This window comes from [Clostridium] scindens ATCC 35704 (genome assembly GCF_004295125.1).
GTDB lineage: Bacteria > Bacillota > Clostridia > Lachnospirales > Lachnospiraceae > Clostridium_AP > Clostridium_AP scindens.
In genome coordinates, this window is record NZ_CP036170.1 from 3,014,809 (window position 1) to 3,039,472 (window position 24,664).

The following is a 24,664-nucleotide window of genomic DNA, read 5'->3' on the forward strand; positions in this document are numbered from 1 at the left end:
CCTACTCTATAAATCCAATCTTATAAATCCACGATTCTGGCTCTGTGGTGGATGGAAGGAAGGAACTTGTTCAACAGATCCTTCGTCTTGAATTTTAAGTGACTGGTATTGATACCCGGGTTGCATCCGAACCATTCTGCCTCAGCCACTTCTTTATCCACGATAACCTGCACATAGTCGTCTTCATCCATCAGAAGCCCTGCCACGCTTGCTGAGCCTGGCGTCGTCCCTAAATGCTCCATCATCTTTTCCGGCGGCGCGAAAGACATATGGGATACCCCCAGCTTCTTGCTGAAAGATGCCGTGTCAAACGCCTTGTCCGCAGGCATTACCAGCAGAAAGAAGGTCGTCTTTTTCTGGTTGCATAAAAATACGTTTTTGCGGATCTGAGTGCCGATGGCTTTATCGATTGCCGCGCATTCTTCCATGGAAGCCGCCGGATCATTGTCCACCTGCTCGTATGGTATCTTTAACTTGTCCAGCGTGTCATACATCTTTCTTTCCAATGGCATTCTTTCATCTGTCGGAGCCGATGTCCTGATTTCACTGATATACATTTTCTTCTTCCTCCATTATCCTATTGTCCTATTTTAAACATTATAGCGAATCCTTGACGCCTTTGCAAATCCTTCGCATAATACAATGTGCATATTATATCATATTCTGCTATAATATGCACAAAGGAATCAAAATAAAGGAATTAAAATAAAAGGAGAATCATCAATGAAATACATTTTAGCCTCGGCATCCCCCAGAAGAAAAGAATTGTTAGAGCAGGCAGGATTCCGTTTTCAGGTCATCCCTTCCTCAGTAGAAGAAAAGATCACAAAAGACGCGCCTTCGGAAATCGTCATGGAACTGGCTTCCCAGAAGGCACGTGATGTATATGAACATTATGGGGATGCAGACTGCGTGGTGATCGGCGCGGATACCATCGTCGCATACAACGGGGAAATTCTCGGAAAGCCCGCCACTCAGTCAGAAGCCTATGATATGCTGGCCATGCTGGCAGATCGGACCCATCAGGTCTATACCGGCGTCTCTTTGATCATGGCCAAAGGAGGCCAGGTCCATACCCGTACCTTCTTTGAAGCCACTGATGTCACCTTCTATCCGATCAGCAAGGAGGACCTGCGTTCTTATGCAGAGACAGGGGATTCCTTAGACAAGGCGGGAGCCTACGGCATCCAGGGGCCTTTTGCCATTCATGTCAAATGCATCCGGGGAGACTATAACAATGTAGTAGGCCTTCCCGTCAGCAGGCTCTATCAGGAACTGCTCCGGGAGTACGTATCTCCTTTGTCACTTCCATAATCGTAGTTTTTTTTGGAAGGGCTCTTCCATCCTGAGGAGATCTGCCGCCGCAGGTCTGTATCATACCTTTGCGGCGGCTTGATATCCAGCATTTTATGCATCACATCATTGGCGTTGGCGTAATTAAAGGATTCCGTATCCATAATCTGACGCTGTGCGCCTTCCCAGTCATATGCTTCTCCTGTTTTCTGATATTTGCGGCGATAATATGCTATGTCGCTGATGACCCTGCCTTTTTGATCTTCTTCCAGCACGTTCCACTGGCTCACAAAATTCCCATGGATATCTACAATAAATTCCGCATGGAAATCCGGCGCCAGGCGCTTTTTATTTTCCCTGCCTTTCGCATACCTTTTGTAATCGGAATCGGACGGGTATTTATTGTGAAGCCGGGCAGGCTCCCGAAGCAGTCTTTGCCCTCCCAGCCCTCCTTCAACTGCCGGCTTATGCACGTATAATTCCAGAGCCTCTTCATCCGTCATTCCAGGCTTCTTAAAGCGCCCTCTGATATAGCGGATATTGTGGCGGTCGATGTACATACGGAACTGATGCAGCATCCGTGCCTGCGTCACATTCTTAAGCCCCATGATTCCCTGTTCGCCGCAATAGGCACGGACGCTTTCCGCATAATGTCCGAACGCTTCGCTGTGAGGAGGCGTATTCTTGTCAAACACGAATCCCTGCCCCAGCTGCAGCATGCCATGGATATCCAGATATCCGCCGCATTTTCGCAGCAGTTCCATAGGATCCAGATACATACTCATTCCTCCCGTTCTGTCCTTGCAGCGTTTTTCTTCCTATGTTATTATATTCCATAGCAAAAAAAGGAGAATGATCATGCACTCAAGCCAGTTAAAGCAAAAATCCGAAAAATCAGCCTTAAAAATATCCCTGACCGGCAGCACCGTCTTCGTTGGACTGGAATTGCTCATGGCAATCTATACCAGTTCCCAGGCTGTCCTTCTGGATGCCGTCTACGACGGCGTGGAACTTTTGATGATCTTCGTATCCTTGTCTCTGGTTCCCTTGCTTTATAAGCCTTCCAACGAAAGCCGCCCCTTTGGCTATCTGCAGATTGAATCCCTGTTTGTCGTCGTAAGGGGCGCCATCATGGTTGCCGTAACCGTAGGCCTGATTGTAAATAATATCCAGATCATCCTTCACGGTGGCCGGCACGTGAACTTTTCCGCAGTGGCTTATTTTGAACTTGCTGCTACCGTGATCAGTTTTATCGTCATCCTTCTTTTAAGGCGTATGAACGCGGATCTTACTTCGCCTATCGTCACCATGGAGATTCAGGAATGGAAGATTGACGCGGTGGCATCCTTAGGGATGTCTGCCGCTTTCTTTCTCCCTCTGATCATCCAGGCCGAATGGTTTGTTCCCCTTACCAAATATCTCGACCAGGCCATCGCCATCATCCTTTCCATCTTCATGCTCCCGGTGCCGGTACGCGCCGTGACAACCGGCCTTAGAGACCTGTTCCTTCTGCCGCCCGAAGAAGAGACGGTGCAGAATATCAAAGACATTATAACGCCGATACTGGATGCCTACGGCTACGACAAGCTCTACTTCGACATCGTTCGGACAGGGCGTAAATTATGGATCAGCGTCTATATTACTTTTGACCGCGATGAGGTCTCCATCTCCCGGTTCCGCATCGTGCAGAAATTCATCATACAGGCCCTCTCCAAAGAGTACCAGGATTTTTATTTCGAACTGCTTCCTGACATTGAATACAATGACGAGACGGAAGTCTAAGGAAATGACGGAATCCTAGGCGGATTTTTGGCCTTTTTCACAGTACTTTTTTACTGCCGTGCTGATAGACTCTTTCATGATCGCCATCAATTCATCTACCTGCCTTTTCGTTACAGTCAGCGGCGGGATCATCCGGTTCACCTTGTCTCCAATGGCTGTGATCAAGGCATGCCTGCTCAGCACCTCATGCTTTTACTCAGGTCATTGTCCAGAATCCAAATACAAAAAGGGCGCCGTATCCATGATACGACACCCTCGCCTTTAACGCTTCCAGTATATACTCCCATTTCTGAAAGGTCAATACTTTTTTATGATTCTTTGGAAAACAGGCTTCTGAAACTGTCTTTCAGTTCCCAGACCTTGTCCGGGATGTCATCCTTCTTCTCTTGATACATGGTATGGAAGAAGTCGCAGATATACAATGCGATAATAAGCGTTCCGCCAATTCTTCCGGCAATGACCGGAATGGCATCCACCAGATCTACCACAACGTTATGCAGGAAGAAAAACAGCATAAGCGTATAGAATCCCCAGGCTATCGAACTTTCCATACAGATAATTCCTTTATAATTGCACGGCTTCTCCTTGTAATCCCACCAGATCTCACCGAATATCTTATTCATGATCAATGCGGTCAGAAATTCGATAGCCGTAGCCAGCACCATTCCCAGAACGAACAGCGTGAAAGGATTCTGGCTGTATGGCCGTAATACAAAGAATACCGTCAGCGCCCCTACTCCATATATCGGGCAGTAAGGCCCTTTTGCAAATCCTCTGTTGGTCAGCTTGCGATTACAGACTGACATATAGATAGATTCCACAATCCAGCCCATAATGCTATAGACCAGAAACCAAAGCACCACATGATAAGCACTCCATCCAAATATCACCTTGTTCCACCACATAATAGTCTCCTTATAGAAAAAACGTGCAACGATAGGAAACGCAATTTCCTATTACATAAAAATAGAGTGTTGAATCGTCCAACACTCTATTTATTGCACATATTAGTTATACTTACGTTTTCTAGCAGCTTCAGATTTTTTCTTACGTCTTACGCTTGGCTTTTCGTAATGTTCTCTCTTACGAATCTCCTGCTGAATGCCAGCTTTCGCACAGTTTCTTTTGAATCTGCGTAAAGCGCTATCTAACGTCTCGTTCTCTTTAACGATTACATTTGACATAGTCTCACACCTAACCTCCCTCCAGTCCTATATTGTGCATCATACGACTGTTCGGGTATTTTTATTGCACTACATAAGATTATAGCACATATTTCCTCTACGTCAATATTTTTTCATCATTTTCCACGATATTATTTACTGACTTCCGTTTGCTGACTGCCATATAGACCGGGAGGCCGATCAGCGTCACTGCGATACTGCCTGCGGACAGCAGCGTTGACTGCAGCCCGGACATGAATATCTGGTTAATGATCACGTAGATTCCGCTTACGATCGCGATCAATGGCACCACCGGATACAGCGGTACTTTATAAGTCCTGACCGCATCAGGACGGTCTTTTCTCAGTTTCATAACGCCGACAAAGGTAAGCGTATAGAAGGTCCAGCTGGAAAATACGGCAAGGTCCGTCAGCAGGTTGAACTGCCCGCTGATTGCATAAATGCAGCTGATTCCTCCTACCAGGATGATGGAGTTGGTTGGAACCTGCGCCTTATTCAGCCTTGCCAGAGATTTGCTGAAGGGGAAATTGCCTTCCTCCGCCAGGGAATATGCCACTCTGGAGCCGGATAATACAAATCCGTTGCAGGCGCCAAACACGGATATCATGATGCCGACGGAAACGATCTTGCCTCCCACATCTCCGAAGATCTTCAGGGCTACTGCAGAAGCAGGCGCTGTCATTCCCGCCAGCTCGTTTGCCGGAAGAACCCAGAGGTAAGAGATGTTGATAATAAAGTAGACGCCCATGATCACGGATACGCCGCCAACGATTGCAATGGGAAGATCCCTTCCCGGATTCTTCATCTCCCCGGCAATGGCGCCTACATTGGTCCAGCCTTCAAAAGCAAACAGGATGGCAACCATCAGCTGTCCAAGGACAACCGCCGGGCTAAGTCCGTCTCCCACCATCGGCGTAAAGATCGGGTTCGCCCCGCCACCTTTTACGAATCCGAATATCATCAGCAGAATCAAAGGAATCAATTTGCAGACGGTAAAGATGATCTGCACGCTGCCGCCTACCTTTGAGCCCAGGCTATTTAAAAAGATGATCAGGATAATAATGCCAATCGCAAGGGGCACCGTGAAGCCATCGCCGATAAACAGTGCCGCCTGCTGGGCGCATACAACTGCCAGGGCAGACGTCATGGCCGGGTAGAACAATATGGTCTGTACCCATCCTGCCAGGAATCCTACCACCGGATTGTAGATTTCTTCCAGATACGCCACCATTCCTCCGGTCTTTGGAATCATGATAGCCACCTCCGCGAAGGTAAGCGCCGCCGCAATGCTTGCAAGCCCGGTGATGATCCAGGCAATCATGCCGAGTCCCGGCGCCCCTCCTGTAGCTGTGTAGATGGCCTGCGGCTTAAAAAACACGCCGGAGCCGATGACGCAGCCAACCACGATCGCCATGGCAGTCGCAACGCCCAGATTCTTCTTCAGTCCCTTCTTTTCTTCCATAACTCTTATCTCCTTTGCTTCCTTTTTGAATATTTTTTCAGATAAAAAGAGGGTACAAGACACGCATATAATGGTCCTGTACCCTCTGTATTTTTACCTGAAAGTTTTACTTCTACGGTGGCCTTATCGAAAAGGCTCTTTCCAGAGTCCCATCCATAGCGGGTATTGGCACCTGAAAGTTTCTCAGAGCGGTTAGGAGCCTCTCTGATTGCTTCATCGGTTTTCCGTGTGCTAACATACGGAAATCTTCCTCGCTACTTCATCTGGCAATATTCATTTGTAAATAGTATATGTGAAATCCTATTTGCTGTCAACCATAGTTATTTTTGTAACTTTCCTGACAAGGAGCAGACTATTACGCCAGCTGGCCTTCCAGAACTTCTGCGGCTTTCGCGATTGCTTCATCCATGCCTGCAGGATTCTTGCCGCCAGCCTGGGCCATGTTCGGGCGTCCGCCGCCGCCACCGCCTACAAGGCCGGCAATTGCCTTAATAAGGTTTCCTGCATGGGCTCCCTTGTCGATGGCTCCCTTAGTAGCTGTGGCCATCAGGCTTACTTTTCCGTCGGTTGCTGACGCGATCACGATGATGCCTTCGCCTAGTTTTTTCTTCAGCTGGTCTCCAAGGTCGCGCAGGCCATTCATGTCCACATCCTCCACCTTTGTCGCAAGGAGTTTGACGCCTTTGACCTCTACGACCTGGTCCATCACATCTCCCATGGCATCCTGGGCAAGCTTGCTCTTTAAACTCTCCACCTCGCTGTGGAGCGCTTTATTTTCCGCCTGAAGATGGGAAATCTTATCTGTCAGTTTATCCGGGGCGGCCTTTAACAGTTTCGCTGCCTCGTGAAGTTTCTCTTCCAGTTCGTCATAATATTTTAAAAGTCCTTTGGATGTCAATGCCTCAATCCTTCGAACGCCTGCTGCGACACCTGTCTCGGAAAGAATCTTGAAGGCAGTAATGACGCCTGTATTCGCCACATGTGTGCCGCCGCAGAATTCGATGGAAAAGTCTCCCATGCTTACCACGCGGACGATGCTGCCGTATTTCTCTCCGAAAAGCGCAGCCGCGCCAGTCTTTTTCGCCTCCTCGATGGGCATGTTCTGAACCTTTACGTTCAGGCAGTTCATGATCTGCTCATTAACGATTGCTTCCACCTTCTTTAATTCTTCCTCCGTAAGGGCAGAAAAATGCGTAAAGTCAAAACGCAGCCTGTCCGCATTGACGGAGGATCCGGCCTGCTCTACATGATTGCCCAGGACCATGCGCAGCGCCTTGTGAAGAAGATGGGTCGCGCTGTGGTTATTGGCAGAAAGCATCCGGTTATCCGTATCCACTTCCAGCGCTGCTTTGTCTCCAACCTTTATCATGCCCTTTGATACATGGCCGATATGGCCGAATTTGCCGCCCATAAGCTTTACCACATCCTCCACGATGAATTCGCCGTCCGCGGTGCGGATGATTCCCTTATCCGCCTCCTGGCCGCCGCTGGTGGCATAGAACGGGGTCTTCTCCACAAAGATAGTTCCCCGCTCGCCATCCGAAAGCGCGTCTACCAGTTCCGTATCCGTGGCGAGCACCGTAACTTCGGACTCATAAGAAAGATTGTCATAGCCGACGAATTCCGTGGTAATGCTAGGATCGATGGACTCGTATACCGTCACGTCCGCCCCCATATAGTTGGTGACTTCACGGGCCTCGCGGGCTGTCTTCCTCTGGATTTCCATGGCTTCTTTGAAGCCTTTTTCATCGACAGACATTCCCTTCTCTTCCAAGATCTCCTTCGTCAGATCCAGCGGGAATCCGTAGGTATCATAAAGTTTGAACGCATTCTGGCCATCCAGGGTCTTTTCCCCCTTTTTCTCTGTCTCCGCCACCATATCGGACAGAATGGACAGTCCCTGATCAATGGTCTTGTTAAACTGCTCTTCTTCCTTGGCAATTACCTTGAAGATAAATTCCTTTTTCTCTTCCAGTTCGGGATATCCATCCTTGGAGCCTTCAATCACATTCTGTGCCAGTTCAACCAAGAACTCTCCCGGAATGTCAAGCAGCCTTCCGTGCCTGCAGGCACGCCTCAGGAGACGCCTTAGCACATATCCACGGCCCTCGTTGGAAGGCATGATTCCGTCAGAGATCATAAAGGTTACGGAACGGATATGGTCGGTGATGACACGCAGGGAGACATCCGTCTCTTCATCCCTGCCATATTCGGCATGGGCCAGTCGGCAGACATGATCCCTTAAGGCTTTCATGGTGTCAATGTCGAACATGGAGTCTACTTCCTGCACGATACAGGCCAGACGTTCCAGCCCCATACCGGTATCTATATTCTTCTGTTCCAATTCCGTGTAATTGTTATTGCCATCATTGTCGAACTGCGTAAAGACATTGTTCCAGATCTCCATATAACGGTCGCATTCGCAGCCCACCGTACAGTCAGGGCTGCCGCAGCCATATTTTTCCCCTCTGTCATAGTATACTTCGGAACATGGTCCGCAGGGGCCTGAGCCATGCTCCCAGAAATTATCTTCCTTTCCGAACCGGAAGATTCTCTCGGCCGGGATTCCAATGTCCTTATTCCAGATCTCCCATGCCTCATCATCATCCAGATACACGGAGGGATAGAGCCTGTCCGGATCCAGTCCGACGACATCCGTAAGGAATTCCCACGTCCAGCGGATAGACTCCTTCTTAAAGTAATCTCCGAACGAAAAGTTCCCAAGCATCTCAAAAAACGTGCCATGACGGGCCGTCTTTCCTACATTCTCAATGTCCCCGGTGCGGATGCACTTCTGGCAAGTGGTCACCCGCTTGCTCGGCGGAATCTCTTGTCCGGTAAAATATGGCTTCAGCGGCGCCATGCCTGAGTTGATCAGCAACAGACTCTTATCATTGTGGGGCACCAGCGAAAAACTTTTCATTGCCAGATGTCCCTTGCTCTCGAAAAATTCAAGAAACATCTTTCTTAATTCATTTACTCCGTATTTCTGCATAACTTCCTCCTGCTTTCTAATTCAATATATGGTTCATATCCTTGTAATGCAACGGTATGGCTAAGTTTTAATTATAAAGAGAAGCAGGCGGTTTGTCAACGCTCCGCCTGCTTCTTTATTCTTACTTTAATTCAATTTCTTCTAATTCTTTGGACGGTATTTTCTTCGATGAGCCGGCCACGAATTCCTTTACCTTCTTCTGAGCCTTCGCCACCTGGAGGTTGGTTCCGGCTCCCGCGACACAGCCGCCCGGGCATCCCATGCCTTCGATCAGGCATCCATTCATCTTGCCTGCCTTTGCAAGAGCCAGGATCTTCTTACACTCGGCAAGCCCTTCCGCATGCTCGATATTAACGTCCACACCGGGATAGTATTCGTTGATGCATTTTTCAATGGCCTCTGCAACGCCCCCGGCCACCGCGTATCCTCTTCCTGCTCCGGTGGCATCATGGAAGGAGGATTCTGCCTCGTATTCTTTGAGGTCGATATCCTTGGCATCGAACATGGCCTGCAGTTCTTCGAAGGTCACCACGAAGTCCACGTCGCTTCGGACGCTTCTTCGCATTGCCTCCAGTTTCTTGGCCGCGCATGGCCCGATGAATACCACCCGCGCGTTCGGGTGTTCCTTTTTGATGGTCCGGGCAGTGGCTACCATCGGCGTCAACTCCTGGGATACTTGGTCGATCAGATCCGGGAACTGCTTTTTCGCCAGCATTGCCCAGGATGGGCAGCAGGACGTAAGCAGGAACGGAAGTTCTCCGGTACTAACCTTATTCACATAATGATGAGCCTCGGCTATCGCCCCGATGTCCGCCCCCAGCGCTACCTCATACACTTCGCAGAAGCCCAGTTCGTGAAGGGCGGCCTTTAAGTTCCTTGGCGTGATGTTGTCCCCGAATTGCCCGTAGAACGCAGGCGCGATCTCGGCCACGATCTTGTCCCCTTCCGTCAATGCCCTTGCCAGCTGGAATACCTGGGACTTGTCAGAAATGGCTCCAAATGGACAACTGACCATGCACATTCCACAGGAAACACATTTGTCATTATTGATATGGGCGCGTCCCATGTTGTCCGACTCGATGGCTCCTACGCCGCAGGCCTTCTGACAGGGACGTTCTTTCTTTGATATGGCATCGTAGGGACAGACGGACTTGCACTTTCCGCACTTGATGCATTTATCCTGATCTATGTAGGATTTCCCCCCTACCATGGAAATCGCGTCTTTGGGGCAGACCTCTATACAGGGATGGGCGAGGCAGCCCTTGCACATGTTGCTGACCTCGTACCCTCGTTCCTCGCAGGCCTCGCAGGCAGAAGGAATTACCTGCATAAGCGGGGGCTCATAATATTTGTCGGATATATTGCTGGCCTCCACGCCGGCGGTCAGGTGTACTGGCTTATTCTCCGGGCGCAGGGATAGTCCCATGGCAAGCCGGAGACGCTCGCGCACGACCGCACGGGCGCGGTAGACGCTCTCTCTGTATTTCTGTGTCTCTTCATTTACCATCTTATATGGAATGGCTTCCATATCGTCATTCAGCGTGTCAGCGTTGGCTTTAAATCCAAGCCTTGCCACTTCCTCGAATACTCTTCTTCTTAATCTTCTGACGGTCGTATCGATTCCTCTCATCATAAGCCGAACTCCCTCCTAAACTTTCGTAGATTCAGGTAATACTATAATTAATTGACAAAAAAATGTCAATACGTTTTCATGTTCAGGATTCCATACAATCTTACAAAATTTTACAGCATGAATATCTTGTTCTGGCTATTCATGCCCGAAAAAGCGCTGGGCATAATAGACGGACTGCATGGCGTCCTTGCCATAGAAGTCCGCTCCGATCATATCCGCATAATCCTGGTTCAGCACGGCTCCGCCAACCATGACTTTACAGTCCGGCTTATGCTTCCGCAGCAGCCGGATCGTCTCTTCCATGCTGGTCACAGTGGTGGTCATAAGGGCGCTTAAGCCCACCAGGCTTACCTCTTCCTTGATGGCCGTCTCCACGATCGTCTTAGGGGGGACATCCTTTCCCAGATCAATCACATCAAAACTATAGTTTTCCAGCAGCACCTTCACGATATTCTTGCCAATATCATGGATGTCTCCCTTGACTGTGGCCAGAATGATCTTATCCTTTTTCTCCATATCCCCGCCGCTTTTCGCCAGTTCGTCTTTTAACACCGCAAAGGCGATCTTGGCTGCATCCGCGCTCATCAGAAGTTGCGGAAGGAAGATGGTTCCCTTCTCGAATCCTTTTCCCACGACGTCCAGGGCCGGAATCAGATACTGGTTGATAATGGAAAGCGGCTCCTGCTCTTTTAGAAGCGTCCGCGTCGCATGGTGCGCTTCTTCCTTGAGACCCTTTTCAATGGCCTCCTTAAGGGTCATCCTGGAACCTGAGGATGCCGCAGGAGGTACAGGCTGGCTTCCATACTGGCGGATATAAGCCTCGCAGTTGCTGTCATAGTTCATAAGCGCCAAGAAGGAATAGTAGGAACGCATCATATCCTCTGAGGAGGGATTGATGATCCCCGCGCTCAGCCCGTTCTGCATGGCCATGGTATAAAAGTTGGAATTGATCGCAGGCCGGTACGGAAGCCCAAAGGATATGTTGGATACGCCCAGAACCGTGCGGACGCCGTAAGCCTCCCTGACGCCCTTTAAGGCATCCAGGGTCACTTTCGCTCCTTCCGGCTCCGAACTGATGGTCATGGCAAGCACGTCAATCACGATATCCTTCTTGTCTATCCCGTACTTTCCGGCCTCTTCAATGATCTTTCCTGCTACCTTGACTCTGCCTTCTGCTGTCTGGGGAATACCATCCTCGTCAATGGTAAGGCCGATCACTACGCCGCCATACTTCCGAATCAGCGGGAATACCTCATCCATAGATTCCTTCTTCCCGTTGACGGAATTTACCATAGGCTTTCCATTGTAGATCCGCATGGCAGTTTCCATAGCCTTTGCGTCAACGGTATCAATCTGGAGCGGCAGGCTGGTCACGCTTTGGAGCTGTGTCACTACCTCCTGCATCATGGCAGCCTCGTCGATATCCGGCAGCCCCACATTCACGTCTAATATGTGGGCGCCCTTATCCTGCTGCGTGATTCCTTCCTTCAGGATATAATCCAGATCATGATCCTTTAGCGCCTGCTTGAACTTCTTCTTCCCGGTAGGATTGATCCGCTCTCCGATGATGACCGGCTTCTCTCCCAGCATGACCGCCTTCCCGTAAGAAGATACGATGGTCAGATCTTTGTGGGATGGAAGGATAACGGACAGTCCTTTCGTTCTTTCGACCATGGCGCGGATATGCCCGGGCGTCGTCCCACAGCAGCCTCCAATGACGCAGGCTCCCATATGGACAATCTTTTCCATCGTCTGGGCGAACTGATCCGGATCCACGTCATAATAGACCTGTCCATCCTTTTGCTTCGGAAGCCCTGCATTGGGCTTGACAATGACGGGAAGGGACGTATAGGCAAGAATCTCTTCCAGAATGGGAAGCATCTGCTCTGGCCCCATTCCACAATTGATTCCAAGCGCATCCACCCGAAGGCCTTCCAGCAGGGCGACAACGGATGGCACATCGCCTCCGGTCAGAAGCTTGCCCTTCTCATCGAAGATCATCGTGGCAAATACGGGAAGATCCGTAGTTTCTTTCGCTGCCAGCACGGCCGCCTTAACCTCGTAGGTATCGCTCATAGTCTCAATATGGATCAGATCGGCTCCCGCCTCTTCCCCATACTTCATTACTTCCCGGAAGGCCTCATAGGCATCCTCAAATCCCAAGTCTCCCATGGGCTTTAACAGTTTTCCGGTGGGCCCCACATCCAGCGCCGTATAAGTCCTCCTGCCAGCGTCTGCCCCCAGGGAAGCGCCTTTCTTGACATTTTCGATCGCCGCATTGACAATCTCTTTTAAATCATAGGAGGCATCGTGGAACTTCAATGCGTTGGCGCCAAACGTATTGGCCAGCACGATATCGCTTCCGGCTTCAAAATACTGACGGTGGATATCCACCACCTCGTCCGCGTGCTCGATATTCCATACTTCCGGAAGCTCGCCGGGCTTCAGACCCTTAGACTGAAGCAGGGTGCCCATTCCTCCGTCAAAATATAGTAGTTCTTTTCCCAGTCGTTCTAATATCATCTGTCTGCTCCTTTTGCGCTCTTATCTTCTCTGTCTGTTCTTGTCTCGTCTATGAATATCTCCGGTATATGCAGTCTGTCTTTTCACAGGCTTCGCATCCCTTGATATGGCATGGCGCCTTGATCCTGCTAAGGCCGATCACCGCCGTCACAGACTTCATGGGGGTCAGCATGCCTCCTGCCGTCATCGTAAGCCCGATGGTCTTGGCGGCATCCAACATCCGAAGAATCTCTTCCTGATGCCCGATGGAGAAGTCGCCATACCCGGGGCTGAACCTGGGCCTTAGATAAAGACCTTCCCCCGCCATCTCTTCTTCCATCTTTCCCTGCCAGTCATCCAGATATTCCTCCAGGATCGTAGTGGCGCAGGCCTGCAGCGTGACTACCCTTGCCATATCTGCCAGGGCATATTTTCGCATCAGCATGTCCACCTGGGCACCCAAAGTTGCCCCCAGAACGATCGCCTTCTCGCATCCGTTCATATTCTTCCCGAGATTCCTGCTTTCAATATTCATCTGTCCGATCTGTATGCAGCCGTCGTCCTGGAAATCCAAGTCAAAAATGCGATAGATGATTCTTCTGCCCGCCGCCTCTTCCAGTTCCACGAAGGAACTATCCACCAGCGCAAGCGTGTGATCATCTACCGCATGCCTTCCATATCCCAAGTAACGAACTGCTTCCTTCGCCCTTGCATCCATTTTCCTGCCCTCTATGCCTTTATAATTGTAGAAAGATTGCCGATGATCGCCTCTGCTACTTCCGGCTTATTCATGGAGTAAATATGTATATGGTTCAACCCATTTGCTATCAGGTCAATTATCTGATCCGTGGCATATACGATCCCTGCCTGCTTCATCGCATCCGGATCCTCCCCGAAGCGGTCCAGGATCGCGCGGAATCTCTCAGGCAGGACGGTACCGGACAGATCGCAGATGCGCTTCATCTGCTTTGCACTGGTAACCGGCATGATGCCTGGAAGCACCGGAACCGTGATCCCTTTTTCCCGGATCCGGTATAAGAAATTATACAGGATATTATTGTCGAAAAACATCTGTGTCGTGAGGAAATCCACCCCGCAGTCCACCTTGTGCTTCAGATTCATAATATCGTCTTTCTTATGAGCCGCCTCAACATGTCCTTCCGGATAGCATGCCGCTCCAATGCAGAAATCCCCCTGGCTCTTAATATCCTCTACCAGCTCGCAGGCGTATCTGTAATGGTTTGGCAGAGGGAACTCCCCGTCCGCCGGAATATCGCCCCTAAGTGCCAGAATATTCTCAATGCCCTGCTCTTTTAACTGCCCGATCACCCCGTGCACCTCATCCTTGGTGGACGATACGCAGGTAAGATGGGCCAGGCTTGTAACGCCAAGGTCGTTCTTGATCTGCGAGGCAATCCTAACCGTATTTCTGCTGGTGCCTCCGCCCGCTCCATAAGTCACGCTTATGAAAGAGGGCCTAAGCGCCGCGATCTTCTCCGTTGCCGCTCTCACTCCTTCATAGCCGGCATCCGTCTTAGGCGGAAATACCTCGAAGGATACATGGGGAGAGTTATCTTTCAGTATATCTCTTATCTTCATGTCAATGCTCCTCTTTTCGTATCTTTCTAATCCCATACTTCTTAAATGCCATCGTATAATTCCTCATATTGCTTTGCGGAATTCTTCCATGAGAAATCCTGATTCATGCCGCGTTCCACAATCTTGTTCCAGTCACGCTTCTTATCATAGTAAATGCGCTCCGCATAGCGGATCGTTGCCAGCATCTCATGGGCATTATAGTTCATGAAACTGAATCCTGTGCCGGTCTTTTCATATTCATTGTATGGCTCTACCGTATCCTTGAGCCCGCCGGTCTCCCTGACGATCGGCACGGTGCCGTAACGAAGGCTCATCAATTGGCTTAAGCCGCAAGGCTCGAACAGAGACGGCATCAGGAATGCGTCGCAGGAAGCGTATATCTTATGGGACAAAGCCTCTGAATAATAGATATTCGCCGATACCTTGCCCGGATATTTCCATGCAAAATGCCGGAACATATTTTCGTACTTTTCATCTCCTGTTCCAAGCGCCACGATCTGAACTGCATCCTGGCAAAGTTCATCCATCACATAGGCGATCAGGTCAAACCCCTTCTGATCCGTGAGCCTGGACACGATTCCAAGCATTATAATGTGATGATCCTGCTCCAGGTTCAATTCCTTTTGAAGCGCGATCTTATTCTTTATCTTCTCCCTCCGGAAACTGTCACATGTATAGTTTTTCTCGATGTGGGTATCCGTGGCAGGGTCGTAATCTTCATAGTCAATTCCGTTCACAATGCCGGACAGGCAGTTCGAGCGGGCATTCATAAGGCCCTCCAGTTTCTCCCCGTAGAACGGAGTCTTTATCTCTTCTGCATAGGAGTTGCTCACCGTGGTGATCCGGTCCGCATACACGATGCCGCCCTTCAGGTAATTGGCATCCTTGTACGCTTCCAGCTTGTCAGGCGCAAAATAATACTGCGGAAGTCCCGTAATATCTCTTACCCTCTTGGTATCCCATGTCCCCTGGAACTTCAGGTTATGTATGGTCATGATCGTCTTGATCCCCCGGTAATACTCATCCCCATAGCGGAAATTATCCAGATATACCGGTATTAGTCCTGCCTGCCAGTCATGGCAGTGAATGATGTCCGGCCGAAAGCCGATTACCGGGAGGGCGCTCAAAACCGCTTTTGAGAAGAACGCGAACTTCTCGATATCCGCGTACATATCGCCATATGGCGCAAATCCATTAAAATAGTATTCATTATCTATAAAATAGAACGTAATTCCATCGTACTCTAATTCCAAAATTCCTACGTATTGTTTTCTCCAATTTAAATCCATATAAAAATGCGTATGGTAACTCAGTTTTTCTTTCCATTCTTCCTTCATGCACATGTACTTAGGCAGCATAACCCGTACATCATATTTTTCTTTGTCGAAATATTTTGGTAAAGAACCAACAACGTCGGCAAGTCCTCCTGTCTTTATAAACGGAACCGCCTCCGAAGCCGCAAAAAGTATTTTTTTCATTGCTTTTCCTCCCAACCCTTCAATATACACCTATTATAGCGTATTTTTTTTAAGAAGAAAAGTATTATCTGTTTTTATATTCCAATCTGATCGTATCTGCAATCAATGCGATAAACTCCGAATTCGTCGGCTTTCCTTTGCCATTGCTGACCGTGTAGCCAAACAGGTCATCCAGGGTATCCAGCTTCCCACGGCTCCAGGCCACCTCAATGGCATGCCTGATGGCCCGCTCTACCCTGCTTGCCGTAGTCTGATGCATCTTTGCCACCGTAGGATAGAGTACCTTCGTGATCGCATTGAGCACATCCATGTCCTCCACTGCCATGATAATGGCATCCCTTAGATAGTGGTATCCCTTAATGTGCGCCGGAATGCCAATCTCGTGGATCATATCCGTCACCCGGTTCTCCAGATTCACCTCGGGCGCTTCTTCCATCTTAAGCCCCTGGGCGGATTGCGTCTTCATCTCATGGCGTATCAGGTGATTGGCGTTCTTAATCCGGTTCAAGACCATCTCGTTGTTGAATGGCTTCATGATGTAATAGCTGGCGCCTTTCCTGAACGCATCTTCTGTGATCCGCTCCTGCCCGACTGCCGTGACGACAATAAAGTCCGGCTGTTTCTTCAAGTCTTTATCACCTCCTACCATTTCCATCACGCTTAATCCGTCCATCTTCGGCATAATCAGATCCAGCAGTACGACATCCGGCTGCTTTTCTTTTATCAGATGGTACGCATCCTCTCCATTGTTCGCCTTTCCGACCAGATTTAATTCTTTATCGCTGCTGATAATTTCGCCAAGCAAATCTAGAATTCTCTCATTGTCGTCGGCTATTGCTACGTTTATCTCTCCCATTTTTACGTATTGCCTCCCTTCCTTACATGAAAACCGTCGATTTAAATTATATAATTTGACATATTGCAAAGCAAGAAATTGCTGTCGTAAAAACTTGACCCGAATCGACAAATTTATGACAAAGTGACATTTTTCAACATATTTTCAATAAAAATGCCATATCCCTTCGTAGAGTCCTGGACGAAAACATGCGTAACCGCGCCCACGATTTTCCCATTCTGCATGATTGGGCTTCCGCTCATGCCTTGTACGATTCCGCCTGTAACTTCAAGGAGTTTCTTGTCCGTGACTTCTATGACGAGCCCTTTGTTGAGCTCATCTGTATGCTTGTCGACTTTTGTAATATGAATCTCATAATCCTTCACTTCTCCTTCAACGGCGCAACGAATTGTCGCAGGCCCTTCCTCGATCTCGTCTGTGGATGCCGTCTCCATAGGCGTCTGGTCTGTAAACAGTGCGTCAATGCGGTCGATCTTTCCGAAGATGCCGCAGTCCGTATTCTTGGTTATGCTTCCAAGCACATTATAATTGTTATAGACTATGATTCCTTCCATCCCTCCCGGCGTGCCGTTTACGCCCTTCTGGATATCTTTGATGCTGGTCTCGTACACGGTGCCGTCGTTAATCTCCAGCAGCGTATTGGTATCCACATCATGAATCCCATGTCCCAGCGCCCCGAACTGGCTGTCCGCATTCAGGAATGTAATGGTGCCAAGTCCCTGGGCATTGTCCCTGACCCATATGCCCAACTTGTAATCTTTGGAACTGCATCTGACCGGCTTTAGCTTGATGTCGATCAGATCCTCTGAGCGGCGCACCTTGAGTACTACTTCATCTTTGTCAATCTTCTTCATTGCATCCACTAATTGCGACTTGCTGCTGATTTCTTCCTCATCCAGGCCCACGATGTAATCCCCTGCCTTAACCAGGTGGGAGGCAGGCTCATACTCCATGCCGTCCATGGCTGTCACCGCGTCCGTGCCAAGCACCATGACGCCCTGAGTCTCCAAATATATGCCGATGGGCATGCCTCCTGGGATCACCATATTTCTGGATGATGTCCCGGCGCTTACTTCCTGTCGCAGCTGGCTGTGCTTGGCTTCAATCAGGTAGTAGCCTCCTCCCACTGCAACCGTAAATGTAACGATCATGATCAAGATTCTCCGGTACCAGTATTTCCTCATGCTTCAAAACCTCCAAGAAAAAGATAGATACCCATTCTCGGGTATCTATCTTATTATGTGGCAATTCTTTATAAATTACTCTGGTTTATTTTGTCTGTTTCGCAAGTTCCTTCATCTCCACGGCGCTTTGTACCACTGTATCCGTAATTCTTGCGCCGCCCAGTATCCTTGCCAGTTCCTCGATGGAACGCTTCTCATCCAGCAGTTCTATGCTGGTCTTTGTGTCGCCTTTCTTCGTCGACTTCTCGATCATGTAGTGATGGTCTGCCATGGCAGCGATCTGGGCAAGGTGCGTAATACAGATGACCTGATGCTTCGTTCCGATAAACGCCATCTTTTCCGAGACTTTCTGCGCGGTCCTGCCGCTGATCCCTACATCAATCTCATCAAAGATCAGCGTCTCGATTTCATCCCGCTTTGCCATCACCGCCTTGATGGCCAGCATGATTCGCGACAGTTCTCCTCCGCTTGCCACGCCTGCCAGCGGCTTCACCGGCTGACCCGGATTCAAAGAGATCATGAATTCGATATCATCCATGCCTTCAGCCGTATAGTCCTTCGTGGATTCAAACTGTATCCGGAACTTCACATTTTCAAAATTCAGGTCTTTCAGCCCCTCTTCAATCGCCTGTTCCAGTATCTTGGCCTGCTTCTTTCGAATCTTCGTAAGCCTGGCTGTTGACTGCCTTAGCGCCTCTTCGGCCTTGGCACATTGGTCTTTCAGCCGCAGGATATAATTGTCGTAATCTTCCAGTATCCCGATCCGTTCTTCCTGGCTGGCACAATAATCCAGTATTTTTTCCACTGTATCTCCATATTTTGTCTTAAGATGGTTGATTTCATTCAGACGGTTTTCCGTCTCATAGAATTCTTCATCGGAAAATTCGCAGGTCTTGCTGTAATCCGCAAGTTCCCGGTTGAAGTCGTTCAACAGGCTGTCCACTTCCACCAGCTGGTCATAAAGCTGCGCGGCCCTGTCATCATATTCGGATGCCTCGGATAACGCGCGGATGGCGCGGCTTAAGGCCTCGCTTGCATTGCCGCCTCCCTCGCTGGTATAAAGATACGCCTCGTTTACGCTGTCCGCGATCTTCTTGCTGTTCGTCATCCGGCGATACAGGGATTCCAGTTCCTCATCCTCCCCGGGAAGCAGATGAGCTTCCTGAATCTCGGACACCTCAAACTTTAAGAAGGATAATTCCTTGGCCCGCTGGGATTCATCCGCCATGGCCTCTTTCAGTTCTTTTTCGCAGGCTTTGTATGCTTTGTAAGCCTGTGCCGCCTTTTTCTTGTCTTCTGCCAGATATTCCCTTGCAAATGCGTCCACGATGCCAAGATGATTCTTCTTGTACAGCAGAGACTGATGCTCATGCTGCCCATGAATATCAATCAAAATAGATGACACCTCCTTAAGAAGCCCCATCTGCACCGTCTCTCCATTGATCCTGCTTACGCTTCTTCCGGCCATCAGCCGCCTTGAGAGCGTAACCATTCCTTCTTCCGGATAGATATCCATTTCTTTTAATTTCTTCTGCTGGCTTTCATTTTCCACCAGAAATGTCAGTTCCACGAATCCATACTCCGCGCCCTGGCGCAGAATATCCTTGGTATAGCGTCCGCCAAGGGCAAGGCTTATAGAACCCAGGATAATGGACTTACCCGCCCCGGTCTCCCCGGTCAGGATGTTAAGCCCATCCTTGAATTCCACCTCGATCTCGTCGATTAATGCCAGATTCTTCACATGTAAATTCTGTAACATACTGCCTCCTACAAGACAATCTTGCTAATCTTATCCATTACCTTTACCGTATCGTCCACGCTTCGGATGGCACACATGATCGTATCATCGCCCGCGATGCTTCCCACTACTTCATTCCACTGCATGGCATCGATCGCCGCGCAGACTGCCATTGCCATTCCCGCTACCGTCTTGATGACCAGAATGTTCTGTGCCATATCCATAGAGACATAGCCATCCCTTAACACCCGGATATACTTCTCGCTCATGCCGTTCTCTGCGCTCTGATGCACCGCATAGCGCTGCTTCCCGTTCTCATAAGGGACTTTTGTAAGCTTTAAGTCCCGGATATCCCTGGACACGGTGGCCTGGGTTACCTTGAACCCTTCCTGGTTCAGGTATTCAGCCAGTTCTTCCTGCGTCTCGATGTGGTGCTTATTGATCAGTTCAATAATCTTTGCGTGTCTGTTTACTTTCATGATGTTAATTTCCTTTCATCTTTCTACGTAGCGTTTCTAAAAAGCTGACTTTGCTTAACTTCATAATCTTGGTGGACGCCTCAGATCTGCGCACCGTTACTTTATCGCCCGTGGTCAGTACCACCGTATCCGCGCCGTCAAAGGTGGTGAATACTTCCTCCTTAGACTCATGGCGCCCCATGCCAATCTCGATCCCAATCTCATCATCCGAAGACAGGACGATGCTGCTTGTATTCAGCGCATGGGAACAGATGGGGGTAATCACGATCAAGGATGCCGTAGGCTCCACGATCGGCCCGCCTGCCGACAGATTATAAGCCGTGGATCCGGTGGGCGTGGAGATGATAATGCCATCTGCCTCATAGGAATTGAGCAGTTCCCCATTCACATACAGCTGGAAATGAATGACCCGAAGTTCTCCTTTCCTGGAAATCACGATATCATTCAGAGACACGTCCTTGGAACCGTCCTCAAAGATTCCTTCCAGCATCATCCGGTCCTCAAATGTATAGTCATTGCTTACGATCTGGCCGATGGCTTCCTCGATATTGCCGACTTCCACCTCTGTAAGATAGCCAAGGGTTCCCATATTGATTCCCAGAATAGGCACATCCCTCTCCCACAAAAGCCTTGCCACTTCGATCAGGCTTCCGTCTCCGCCGATAACGATGGCGCATTCTATATCCTCCGGTATGGATTCTTTTATGATATTCTTCTTTTCATCCTTCTGGCATAAGACGCATTTCTTTCCTTCTGTCTCCAGAAGCCCCTTTACCTTCCTGGTAATGATGTGATCTACATCTTTGCCGTCATTGGTAACGATTAAAAACCTGTCCATATTGTCCTGCATTCCTTTTAATTTTTTGCCAGCGTGCAAAATGCCTCTTCCACCGTCTTTTCTTCTTCGATTCCTTCTGCTATCCTGGCATCCTCCCCGCATTTTTCCAGATGGATCAGATATTCGATATTGCCTTCTGGTCCTTTGATTGGCGAAAACTCCAGATTCAGGATGGAAAATCCTATGGATAAGGCATATTGAATTACCATAGAGATGACTTCCATATGCGTGCGCTTATCCCGTACTACGCCTTTCTTGCCGACTTTTTCCCTGCCTGCCTCGAACTGCGGCTTGATAAGCGCCACGATCTGTCCCTTATCTTTCAGATAATTATGAATCGGCAGCAGCACTTTCGTAAGCGAGATAAAGGAGACGTCGATGGAAGAAAAATCTACCGGCTCTCCGATGTCTTCCGGCGTCACATACCGGATGTTGGTCTTTTCCATACAGACGACCCGCTCATCCTGCCTTAATTTCCAGTCCAGCTGGCCTCTTCCCACATCAATGGCATAGACCTTCCTGGCCCCATTCTGGAGCATGCAGTCTGTAAATCCCCCTGTGGATGAGCCAACGTCGGTGCACACCTTTCCATCCACCGTCACATCGAAGTTCCGAAGCGCCTTTTCCAATTTCAGCCCTCCGCGGCTTACATAAGGAAGCGTATGTCCCCTCACCTCGATTGCAGCCTTCTCCGGAAATGTGGCCCCGGCCTTGTCCTCTCTCTGCCCGTCAACAAAGACGCTGCCCGACATTATGATTGCCTTGGCCTTCTCCCGGGAAGCGGCAAGGTTTCTTTTTACCAGTAATATATCCAAACGTTCTTTCATATTAACTCCTATAATTTGCCATAAGCGTCCTTTATTCTTCTTATAATGGATTCCACGTCGATTCCGGTCTCCTTACGCAGCACGCCGATATTCCCATGCTCTACATAGTCATCCGGCAAAGCCAGCGTCAGTACTTTCACGCCCAGATCCTTCCTGCACGCATATTCCAGCACATGCTCGCCGTATCCGCCGGTCTGCACGTTTTCTTCCACCGTCACGATCAGCCGGTGATTCCGGCACAAGGACGCGATTATCGCTTCATCTATAGGCTTTACAAATCTGGCATTGACGAGAGTGCAGCTGTATCCGCTCTCCTTCAGGCGCTCTCTCGCCTGAAGGGCGCTTTCAAACATGTGGCCAACGCTCAGGATCGCGATATCCTTTTCTTCATAGAGCATCTCGCTTTTGCCGTATACGACCGGCGCGCGGAATTGCCTGTACGCATCGAACGCGCTCCCTCTTGGATAGCGGATCGCCACAGGCCCATCATAAGACAGGGCAAAGCGCAGCATATCCGCCAATTCCCATTTATGCTTCGGAGTCATAACGACCATATTCGGTATGCTGCTCAGATAAGACAGGTCAAAGATTCCTTGATGGGTCTCTCCGTCGCTTCCTACCAGGCCTGCCCGGTCTATTGCAAGCACGACCGGAAGATTCTGAAGTGCCACATCATGGATCAGCTGGTCATAGGCCCTCTGAAGGAAGGAAGAATATACCGCAAACACCGGCTTCATCCCTCCTGCCGAAAGGCCTGCCGCGAAGGTCACCCCGTGCTCTTCGGCGATTCCCACGTCAAAAAACCGGTTCGGGTACATCTGCCGGAATCTGGTAAGCCCCGTCCCGTCTGCCATGGCTGCGGTAATGGCTACAACATCAGGATTCCTTCCCGCCTCATCGCACAGGACTTTGCCGAATACATCCGTATAAGTATCCTTGTCTTTTGGCGTTTCCAGTTCGCCTGTCTCCACCTGGAACGGACCTACGCCGTGGAATTTATCCGGCTTAAGTTCCGCAGGCTCATAGCCTTTTCCCTTTTTTGTCATCACATGCAGCAGCACAGGACCATTGATCTTCCTGGCTTCTTTAAATGCCTTGCAAAGAAGCCCGATATTATGCCCCGGCACAGGTCCCAGATAAGTAATTCCCATATCCTCAAAGAACATTCCCGGAACCACCAGCTGCTTGATGCTGCTTTTGGTCCTGCGGATGTGCTCGATCAAGGAATCTCCTACTAAGGGAACCTTCTCCAGCGCATTGGTAACGCCTTTTTTCAGTCCTGTATATATGTCCGCCGTGCGAAGTTCTGCCAGATACTTAGACATGCCTCCTACATTCTCTGAGATAGACATATGGTTATCGTTCAATACGATAATAAAATTCGTCTTAAGAGAAGAAGCATTATTAAGGGCTTCATAGGCCATGCCTCCGGTTAGAGAACCGTCCCCGATTACGGAAACGACGCTGTAGTCTTCTCCTTTCAAATCTCTGGCCTGCACATATCCAAGACCGGCGGAGATGGAAGTCGAACTGTGGCCTGTATCAAACGCATCACAGGCACTCTCCTTACGCTTTGGAAATCCACTCATCCCGCCATATTTGCGAAGTTCGTCAAAGCCTGCCTTCCTGCCGGTCAGCAGTTTATGGGTATAAGCCTGATGACCCACGTCCCAGATGATCTTATCTTCCGGAAGATGGAACATCAGATGCATGGCCATGGTAAGTTCCACCACGCCCAGATTGGACGCAAGATGCCCGCCGGTCTTGCTGATCTTCTCGACCAGGAATTCCCGGATCTCCAAAGCCAGTTCCTCCAGTTCTTCCAGGTTCAGTTCCTTAATATCATTTTCCTTCTGTATACGCTCTAACATAATCAGTTACCCCGCTATTTCTCCCTGTGAATCAACTGGAGCAGCAGCTGTTCCAGGAATTCGTTTTCTTCTGATAACTGATGCAGGAGGCTTACTGCCTGATCTGATAGTTCTTCTACCATTCTCCCTGCCTCAGCAGTCCCCATCAAGGTGACATACGTAGTCTTCTCGTTCTTTTCATCGCTGTGGGTCGGCTTGCCAAGCACCTCCTTGGTGCTGGTCACATCCAGGATATCATCCTGGATCTGGAACGCGATTCCTACATATCTTGCAATCTTTTCTATGATCTTTACTTCCTCCTCGGAAGCGCCTCCAAGAATTGCCCCGACCATCATGGATGCCTCGATCAGCGCGGAAGTCTTTAATTCATAGATCGTATCCAGTACTTCCTTCGGTATGGAATGCCCGGTCTCTTTGACGTCAATGACTTGTCCCCCAATCATTCCGTAGATGCCGGCCTTTTCCCCCAGCACTCCCAACGCCCTTCCGATGAGAAGGCTCTCTTCCGGCTCCATGACAAACGCCTTGAAAGCCGTCTCAAAGGCATAGTTAAGCAGCGCGTCGCCTGCCAGGATTCCCATGTCTTCCCCATATACGATATGGGTGGTCTTACGTCCGCGGCGATACTCGTCATTATCCATTGCCGGCAGGTCATCATGGACCAGGGAGTATGTATGAATCATCTCGATGGCTGCCATGAATGGGCGGATCAGCGGGCTTTCCCCGCCAAACAGCCTGTAAGTCTCATTCATAAGCATCGGACGCAGGCGCTTTCCTCCGGCCAGAAGGCTGTAGTTCATAGCCTCCATGATGATGCTCTGGAATCCTTCTTGCCTGGGCAGGTACTCCGTAAGGATTCCTTCAATCTTTTCCACCTTATGCTTCATCTGTGCCTGCATACAATACCCATTCGCGCATCCTGTATTGCCATCATTCGATAATG

At 49.5% G+C, this 24,664-nt stretch carries 22 protein-coding genes and 1 riboswitch; of the genes, 2 read left to right on the forward strand and 20 right to left on the reverse strand.

From position 1 onward, the window contains the following. Positions 1 to 20: 20 nt before the first annotated feature. Complete coding sequence (locus HDCHBGLK_RS15540; RefSeq protein ID WP_004606002.1) at positions 21 to 557, reverse strand: prolyl-tRNA synthetase associated domain-containing protein; 537 nt, start codon at positions 555 to 557, stop codon at positions 21 to 23. 166 nt (positions 558 to 723) lie between these two features. On the opposite strand from HDCHBGLK_RS15540, the gene HDCHBGLK_RS15545 reads away from it, so the two are divergent. Next, positions 724 to 1,314 (forward strand): Maf family protein, encoded by a 591-nt coding sequence (locus tag HDCHBGLK_RS15545; protein WP_004606000.1) that lies wholly within the window; start codon positions 724 to 726, stop codon positions 1,312 to 1,314. Here the strand turns inward: HDCHBGLK_RS15545 and HDCHBGLK_RS15550 are convergent. Further along, complete coding sequence (locus tag HDCHBGLK_RS15550) at positions 1,269 to 2,072, reverse strand: DUF3114 domain-containing protein (protein ID WP_130574623.1); 804 nt, start codon at positions 2,070 to 2,072, stop codon at positions 1,269 to 1,271. The genes HDCHBGLK_RS15545 and HDCHBGLK_RS15550 overlap by 46 nt on opposite strands. 79 nt (positions 2,073 to 2,151) lie before the next feature. Between HDCHBGLK_RS15550 and HDCHBGLK_RS15555 the strand changes: the two genes are divergently transcribed. Continuing rightward, positions 2,152 to 3,075 (forward strand): cation diffusion facilitator family transporter, encoded by a 924-nt coding sequence (locus tag HDCHBGLK_RS15555; protein WP_009248499.1) that lies wholly within the window; start codon positions 2,152 to 2,154, stop codon positions 3,073 to 3,075. Positions 3,076 to 3,090: 15 nt separating this feature from the next. On the opposite strand, the gene HDCHBGLK_RS19050 is transcribed toward HDCHBGLK_RS15555, so the two are convergent. From HDCHBGLK_RS19050 to HDCHBGLK_RS15640, 18 genes are all read right to left on the reverse strand, one after another. Then, positions 3,091 to 3,240, reverse strand: a complete 150-nt coding sequence (locus tag HDCHBGLK_RS19050) for a hypothetical protein (protein WP_167738462.1) — start codon at positions 3,238 to 3,240, stop codon at positions 3,091 to 3,093. 143 nt (positions 3,241 to 3,383) lie between these two features. Next, positions 3,384 to 3,980, reverse strand: a complete 597-nt coding sequence (locus HDCHBGLK_RS15560; protein ID WP_004605995.1) for a putative ABC transporter permease — start codon at positions 3,978 to 3,980, stop codon at positions 3,384 to 3,386. 102 nt (positions 3,981 to 4,082) lie between these two features. Next, positions 4,083 to 4,259, reverse strand: coding sequence for a 30S ribosomal protein S21 (gene rpsU, locus HDCHBGLK_RS15565; RefSeq protein WP_004054229.1), 177 nt, complete (start codon positions 4,257 to 4,259; stop codon positions 4,083 to 4,085). 97 nt (positions 4,260 to 4,356) lie between these two features. Next, positions 4,357 to 5,721: an APC family permease gene (locus tag HDCHBGLK_RS15570; protein ID WP_039909497.1), complete on the reverse strand. Its 1,365-nt coding sequence runs from the start codon at positions 5,719 to 5,721 to the stop codon at positions 4,357 to 4,359. Positions 5,722 to 5,796: 75 nt separating this feature from the next. Further along, a riboswitch (glycine riboswitch) is annotated at positions 5,797 to 5,876 on the reverse strand. Between the two features lie 200 nt (positions 5,877 to 6,076). Then, positions 6,077 to 8,716 carry an alanine--tRNA ligase gene (alaS, locus tag HDCHBGLK_RS15575; protein ID WP_004605993.1) on the reverse strand — a complete coding sequence of 880 codons (2,640 nt, stop codon included), beginning with the start codon at positions 8,714 to 8,716 and terminating at the stop codon, positions 6,077 to 6,079. A gap of 121 nt (positions 8,717 to 8,837) precedes the next feature. Beyond that, positions 8,838 to 10,349: a 4Fe-4S dicluster domain-containing protein gene (locus tag HDCHBGLK_RS15580; protein ID WP_004605992.1), complete on the reverse strand. Its 1,512-nt coding sequence runs from the start codon at positions 10,347 to 10,349 to the stop codon at positions 8,838 to 8,840. Between the two features lie 135 nt (positions 10,350 to 10,484). Then, on the reverse strand, positions 10,485 to 12,872 hold the full coding sequence (locus tag HDCHBGLK_RS15585; RefSeq protein WP_004605991.1) for a homocysteine S-methyltransferase family protein: 2,388 nt from the start codon (positions 12,870 to 12,872) through the stop codon (positions 10,485 to 10,487). A 49-nt stretch (positions 12,873 to 12,921) separates the two neighbouring features. Continuing rightward, positions 12,922 to 13,569: a hypothetical protein gene (locus HDCHBGLK_RS15590; protein WP_004605990.1), complete on the reverse strand. Its 648-nt coding sequence runs from the start codon at positions 13,567 to 13,569 to the stop codon at positions 12,922 to 12,924. Between the two features lie 11 nt (positions 13,570 to 13,580). Then, the gene (gene metF / locus HDCHBGLK_RS15595) at positions 13,581 to 14,450 is read right to left on the reverse strand and encodes a methylenetetrahydrofolate reductase [NAD(P)H] (protein ID WP_039909492.1); all 870 of its coding nucleotides are present in this window, start codon (positions 14,448 to 14,450) and stop codon (positions 13,581 to 13,583) included. 41 nt (positions 14,451 to 14,491) lie between these two features. Then, complete coding sequence (gene glgA / locus HDCHBGLK_RS15600; RefSeq protein WP_009248492.1) at positions 14,492 to 15,928, reverse strand: glycogen synthase GlgA; 1,437 nt, start codon at positions 15,926 to 15,928, stop codon at positions 14,492 to 14,494. Positions 15,929 to 15,992: 64 nt separating this feature from the next. Then, positions 15,993 to 16,784: a sporulation transcription factor Spo0A gene (gene spo0A / locus HDCHBGLK_RS15605; protein ID WP_004605987.1), complete on the reverse strand. Its 792-nt coding sequence runs from the start codon at positions 16,782 to 16,784 to the stop codon at positions 15,993 to 15,995. Positions 16,785 to 16,897: 113 nt separating this feature from the next. Further along, positions 16,898 to 17,968, reverse strand: coding sequence for a SpoIVB peptidase (spoIVB, locus tag HDCHBGLK_RS15610; protein ID WP_004605986.1), 1,071 nt, complete (start codon positions 17,966 to 17,968; stop codon positions 16,898 to 16,900). A gap of 85 nt (positions 17,969 to 18,053) precedes the next feature. Continuing rightward, the gene (gene recN / locus HDCHBGLK_RS15615; protein ID WP_004605985.1) at positions 18,054 to 19,727 is read right to left on the reverse strand and encodes a DNA repair protein RecN; all 1,674 of its coding nucleotides are present in this window, start codon (positions 19,725 to 19,727) and stop codon (positions 18,054 to 18,056) included. A gap of 8 nt (positions 19,728 to 19,735) precedes the next feature. Next, positions 19,736 to 20,185: an arginine repressor gene (gene argR, locus HDCHBGLK_RS15620; protein WP_004605984.1), complete on the reverse strand. Its 450-nt coding sequence runs from the start codon at positions 20,183 to 20,185 to the stop codon at positions 19,736 to 19,738. Positions 20,186 to 20,189: 4 nt separating this feature from the next. After that, the gene (locus HDCHBGLK_RS15625) at positions 20,190 to 21,023 is read right to left on the reverse strand and encodes an NAD(+)/NADH kinase (protein ID WP_039909557.1); all 834 of its coding nucleotides are present in this window, start codon (positions 21,021 to 21,023) and stop codon (positions 20,190 to 20,192) included. Positions 21,024 to 21,040: 17 nt separating this feature from the next. Continuing rightward, entirely contained in the window at positions 21,041 to 21,850 is an 810-nt protein-coding gene (locus HDCHBGLK_RS15630; RefSeq protein ID WP_004605982.1) for a TlyA family RNA methyltransferase, read from the reverse strand. A gap of 8 nt (positions 21,851 to 21,858) precedes the next feature. After that, on the reverse strand, positions 21,859 to 23,721 hold the full coding sequence (gene dxs / locus HDCHBGLK_RS15635; protein ID WP_004605981.1) for a 1-deoxy-D-xylulose-5-phosphate synthase: 1,863 nt from the start codon (positions 23,719 to 23,721) through the stop codon (positions 21,859 to 21,861). Between the two features lie 14 nt (positions 23,722 to 23,735). After that, positions 23,736 to 24,620 (reverse strand): polyprenyl synthetase family protein, encoded by an 885-nt coding sequence (locus HDCHBGLK_RS15640; protein WP_050755135.1) that lies wholly within the window; start codon positions 24,618 to 24,620, stop codon positions 23,736 to 23,738. Positions 24,621 to 24,664: the final 44 nt, after the last annotated feature.

What these genes read in the sequence shown, in the direction of transcription:
- HDCHBGLK_RS15540 (WP_004606002.1), bottom strand. Translation starts at nt 557, where the DNA reads ATGTATATCAGTGAAATCAGGACATCGGCTCCGACAGATGAAAGAATG.
- HDCHBGLK_RS15545 (WP_004606000.1), top strand. Translation starts at nt 724, where the DNA reads ATGAAATACATTTTAGCCTCGGCATCCCCCAGAAGAAAAGAATTGTTA.
- HDCHBGLK_RS15550 (WP_130574623.1), bottom strand. Translation starts at nt 2,072, where the DNA reads ATGTATCTGGATCCTATGGAACTGCTGCGAAAATGCGGCGGATATCTG.
- HDCHBGLK_RS15555 (WP_009248499.1), top strand. Translation starts at nt 2,152, where the DNA reads ATGCACTCAAGCCAGTTAAAGCAAAAATCCGAAAAATCAGCCTTAAAA.
- HDCHBGLK_RS15560 (WP_004605995.1), bottom strand. Translation starts at nt 3,980, where the DNA reads ATGTGGTGGAACAAGGTGATATTTGGATGGAGTGCTTATCATGTGGTG.
- rpsU (WP_004054229.1), bottom strand. Translation starts at nt 4,259, where the DNA reads ATGTCAAATGTAATCGTTAAAGAGAACGAGACGTTAGATAGCGCTTTA.
- HDCHBGLK_RS15570 (WP_039909497.1), bottom strand. Translation starts at nt 5,721, where the DNA reads ATGGAAGAAAAGAAGGGACTGAAGAAGAATCTGGGCGTTGCGACTGCC.
- alaS (WP_004605993.1), bottom strand. Translation starts at nt 8,716, where the DNA reads ATGCAGAAATACGGAGTAAATGAATTAAGAAAGATGTTTCTTGAATTT.
- HDCHBGLK_RS15580 (WP_004605992.1), bottom strand. Translation starts at nt 10,349, where the DNA reads ATGATGAGAGGAATCGATACGACCGTCAGAAGATTAAGAAGAAGAGTA.
- HDCHBGLK_RS15585 (WP_004605991.1), bottom strand. Translation starts at nt 12,872, where the DNA reads ATGATATTAGAACGACTGGGAAAAGAACTACTATATTTTGACGGAGGA.
- HDCHBGLK_RS15590 (WP_004605990.1), bottom strand. Translation starts at nt 13,569, where the DNA reads ATGGATGCAAGGGCGAAGGAAGCAGTTCGTTACTTGGGATATGGAAGG.
- metF (WP_039909492.1), bottom strand. Translation starts at nt 14,450, where the DNA reads ATGAAGATAAGAGATATACTGAAAGATAACTCTCCCCATGTATCCTTC.
- glgA (WP_009248492.1), bottom strand. Translation starts at nt 15,928, where the DNA reads ATGAAAAAAATACTTTTTGCGGCTTCGGAGGCGGTTCCGTTTATAAAG.
- spo0A (WP_004605987.1), bottom strand. Translation starts at nt 16,784, where the DNA reads ATGGGAGAGATAAACGTAGCAATAGCCGACGACAATGAGAGAATTCTA.
- spoIVB (WP_004605986.1), bottom strand. Translation starts at nt 17,968, where the DNA reads ATGAGGAAATACTGGTACCGGAGAATCTTGATCATGATCGTTACATTT.
- recN (WP_004605985.1), bottom strand. Translation starts at nt 19,727, where the DNA reads ATGTTACAGAATTTACATGTGAAGAATCTGGCATTAATCGACGAGATC.
- argR (WP_004605984.1), bottom strand. Translation starts at nt 20,185, where the DNA reads ATGAAAGTAAACAGACACGCAAAGATTATTGAACTGATCAATAAGCAC.
- HDCHBGLK_RS15625 (WP_039909557.1), bottom strand. Translation starts at nt 21,023, where the DNA reads ATGGACAGGTTTTTAATCGTTACCAATGACGGCAAAGATGTAGATCAC.
- HDCHBGLK_RS15630 (WP_004605982.1), bottom strand. Translation starts at nt 21,850, where the DNA reads ATGAAAGAACGTTTGGATATATTACTGGTAAAAAGAAACCTTGCCGCT.
- dxs (WP_004605981.1), bottom strand. Translation starts at nt 23,721, where the DNA reads ATGTTAGAGCGTATACAGAAGGAAAATGATATTAAGGAACTGAACCTG.
- HDCHBGLK_RS15640 (WP_050755135.1), bottom strand. Translation starts at nt 24,620, where the DNA reads ATGCAGGCACAGATGAAGCATAAGGTGGAAAAGATTGAAGGAATCCTT.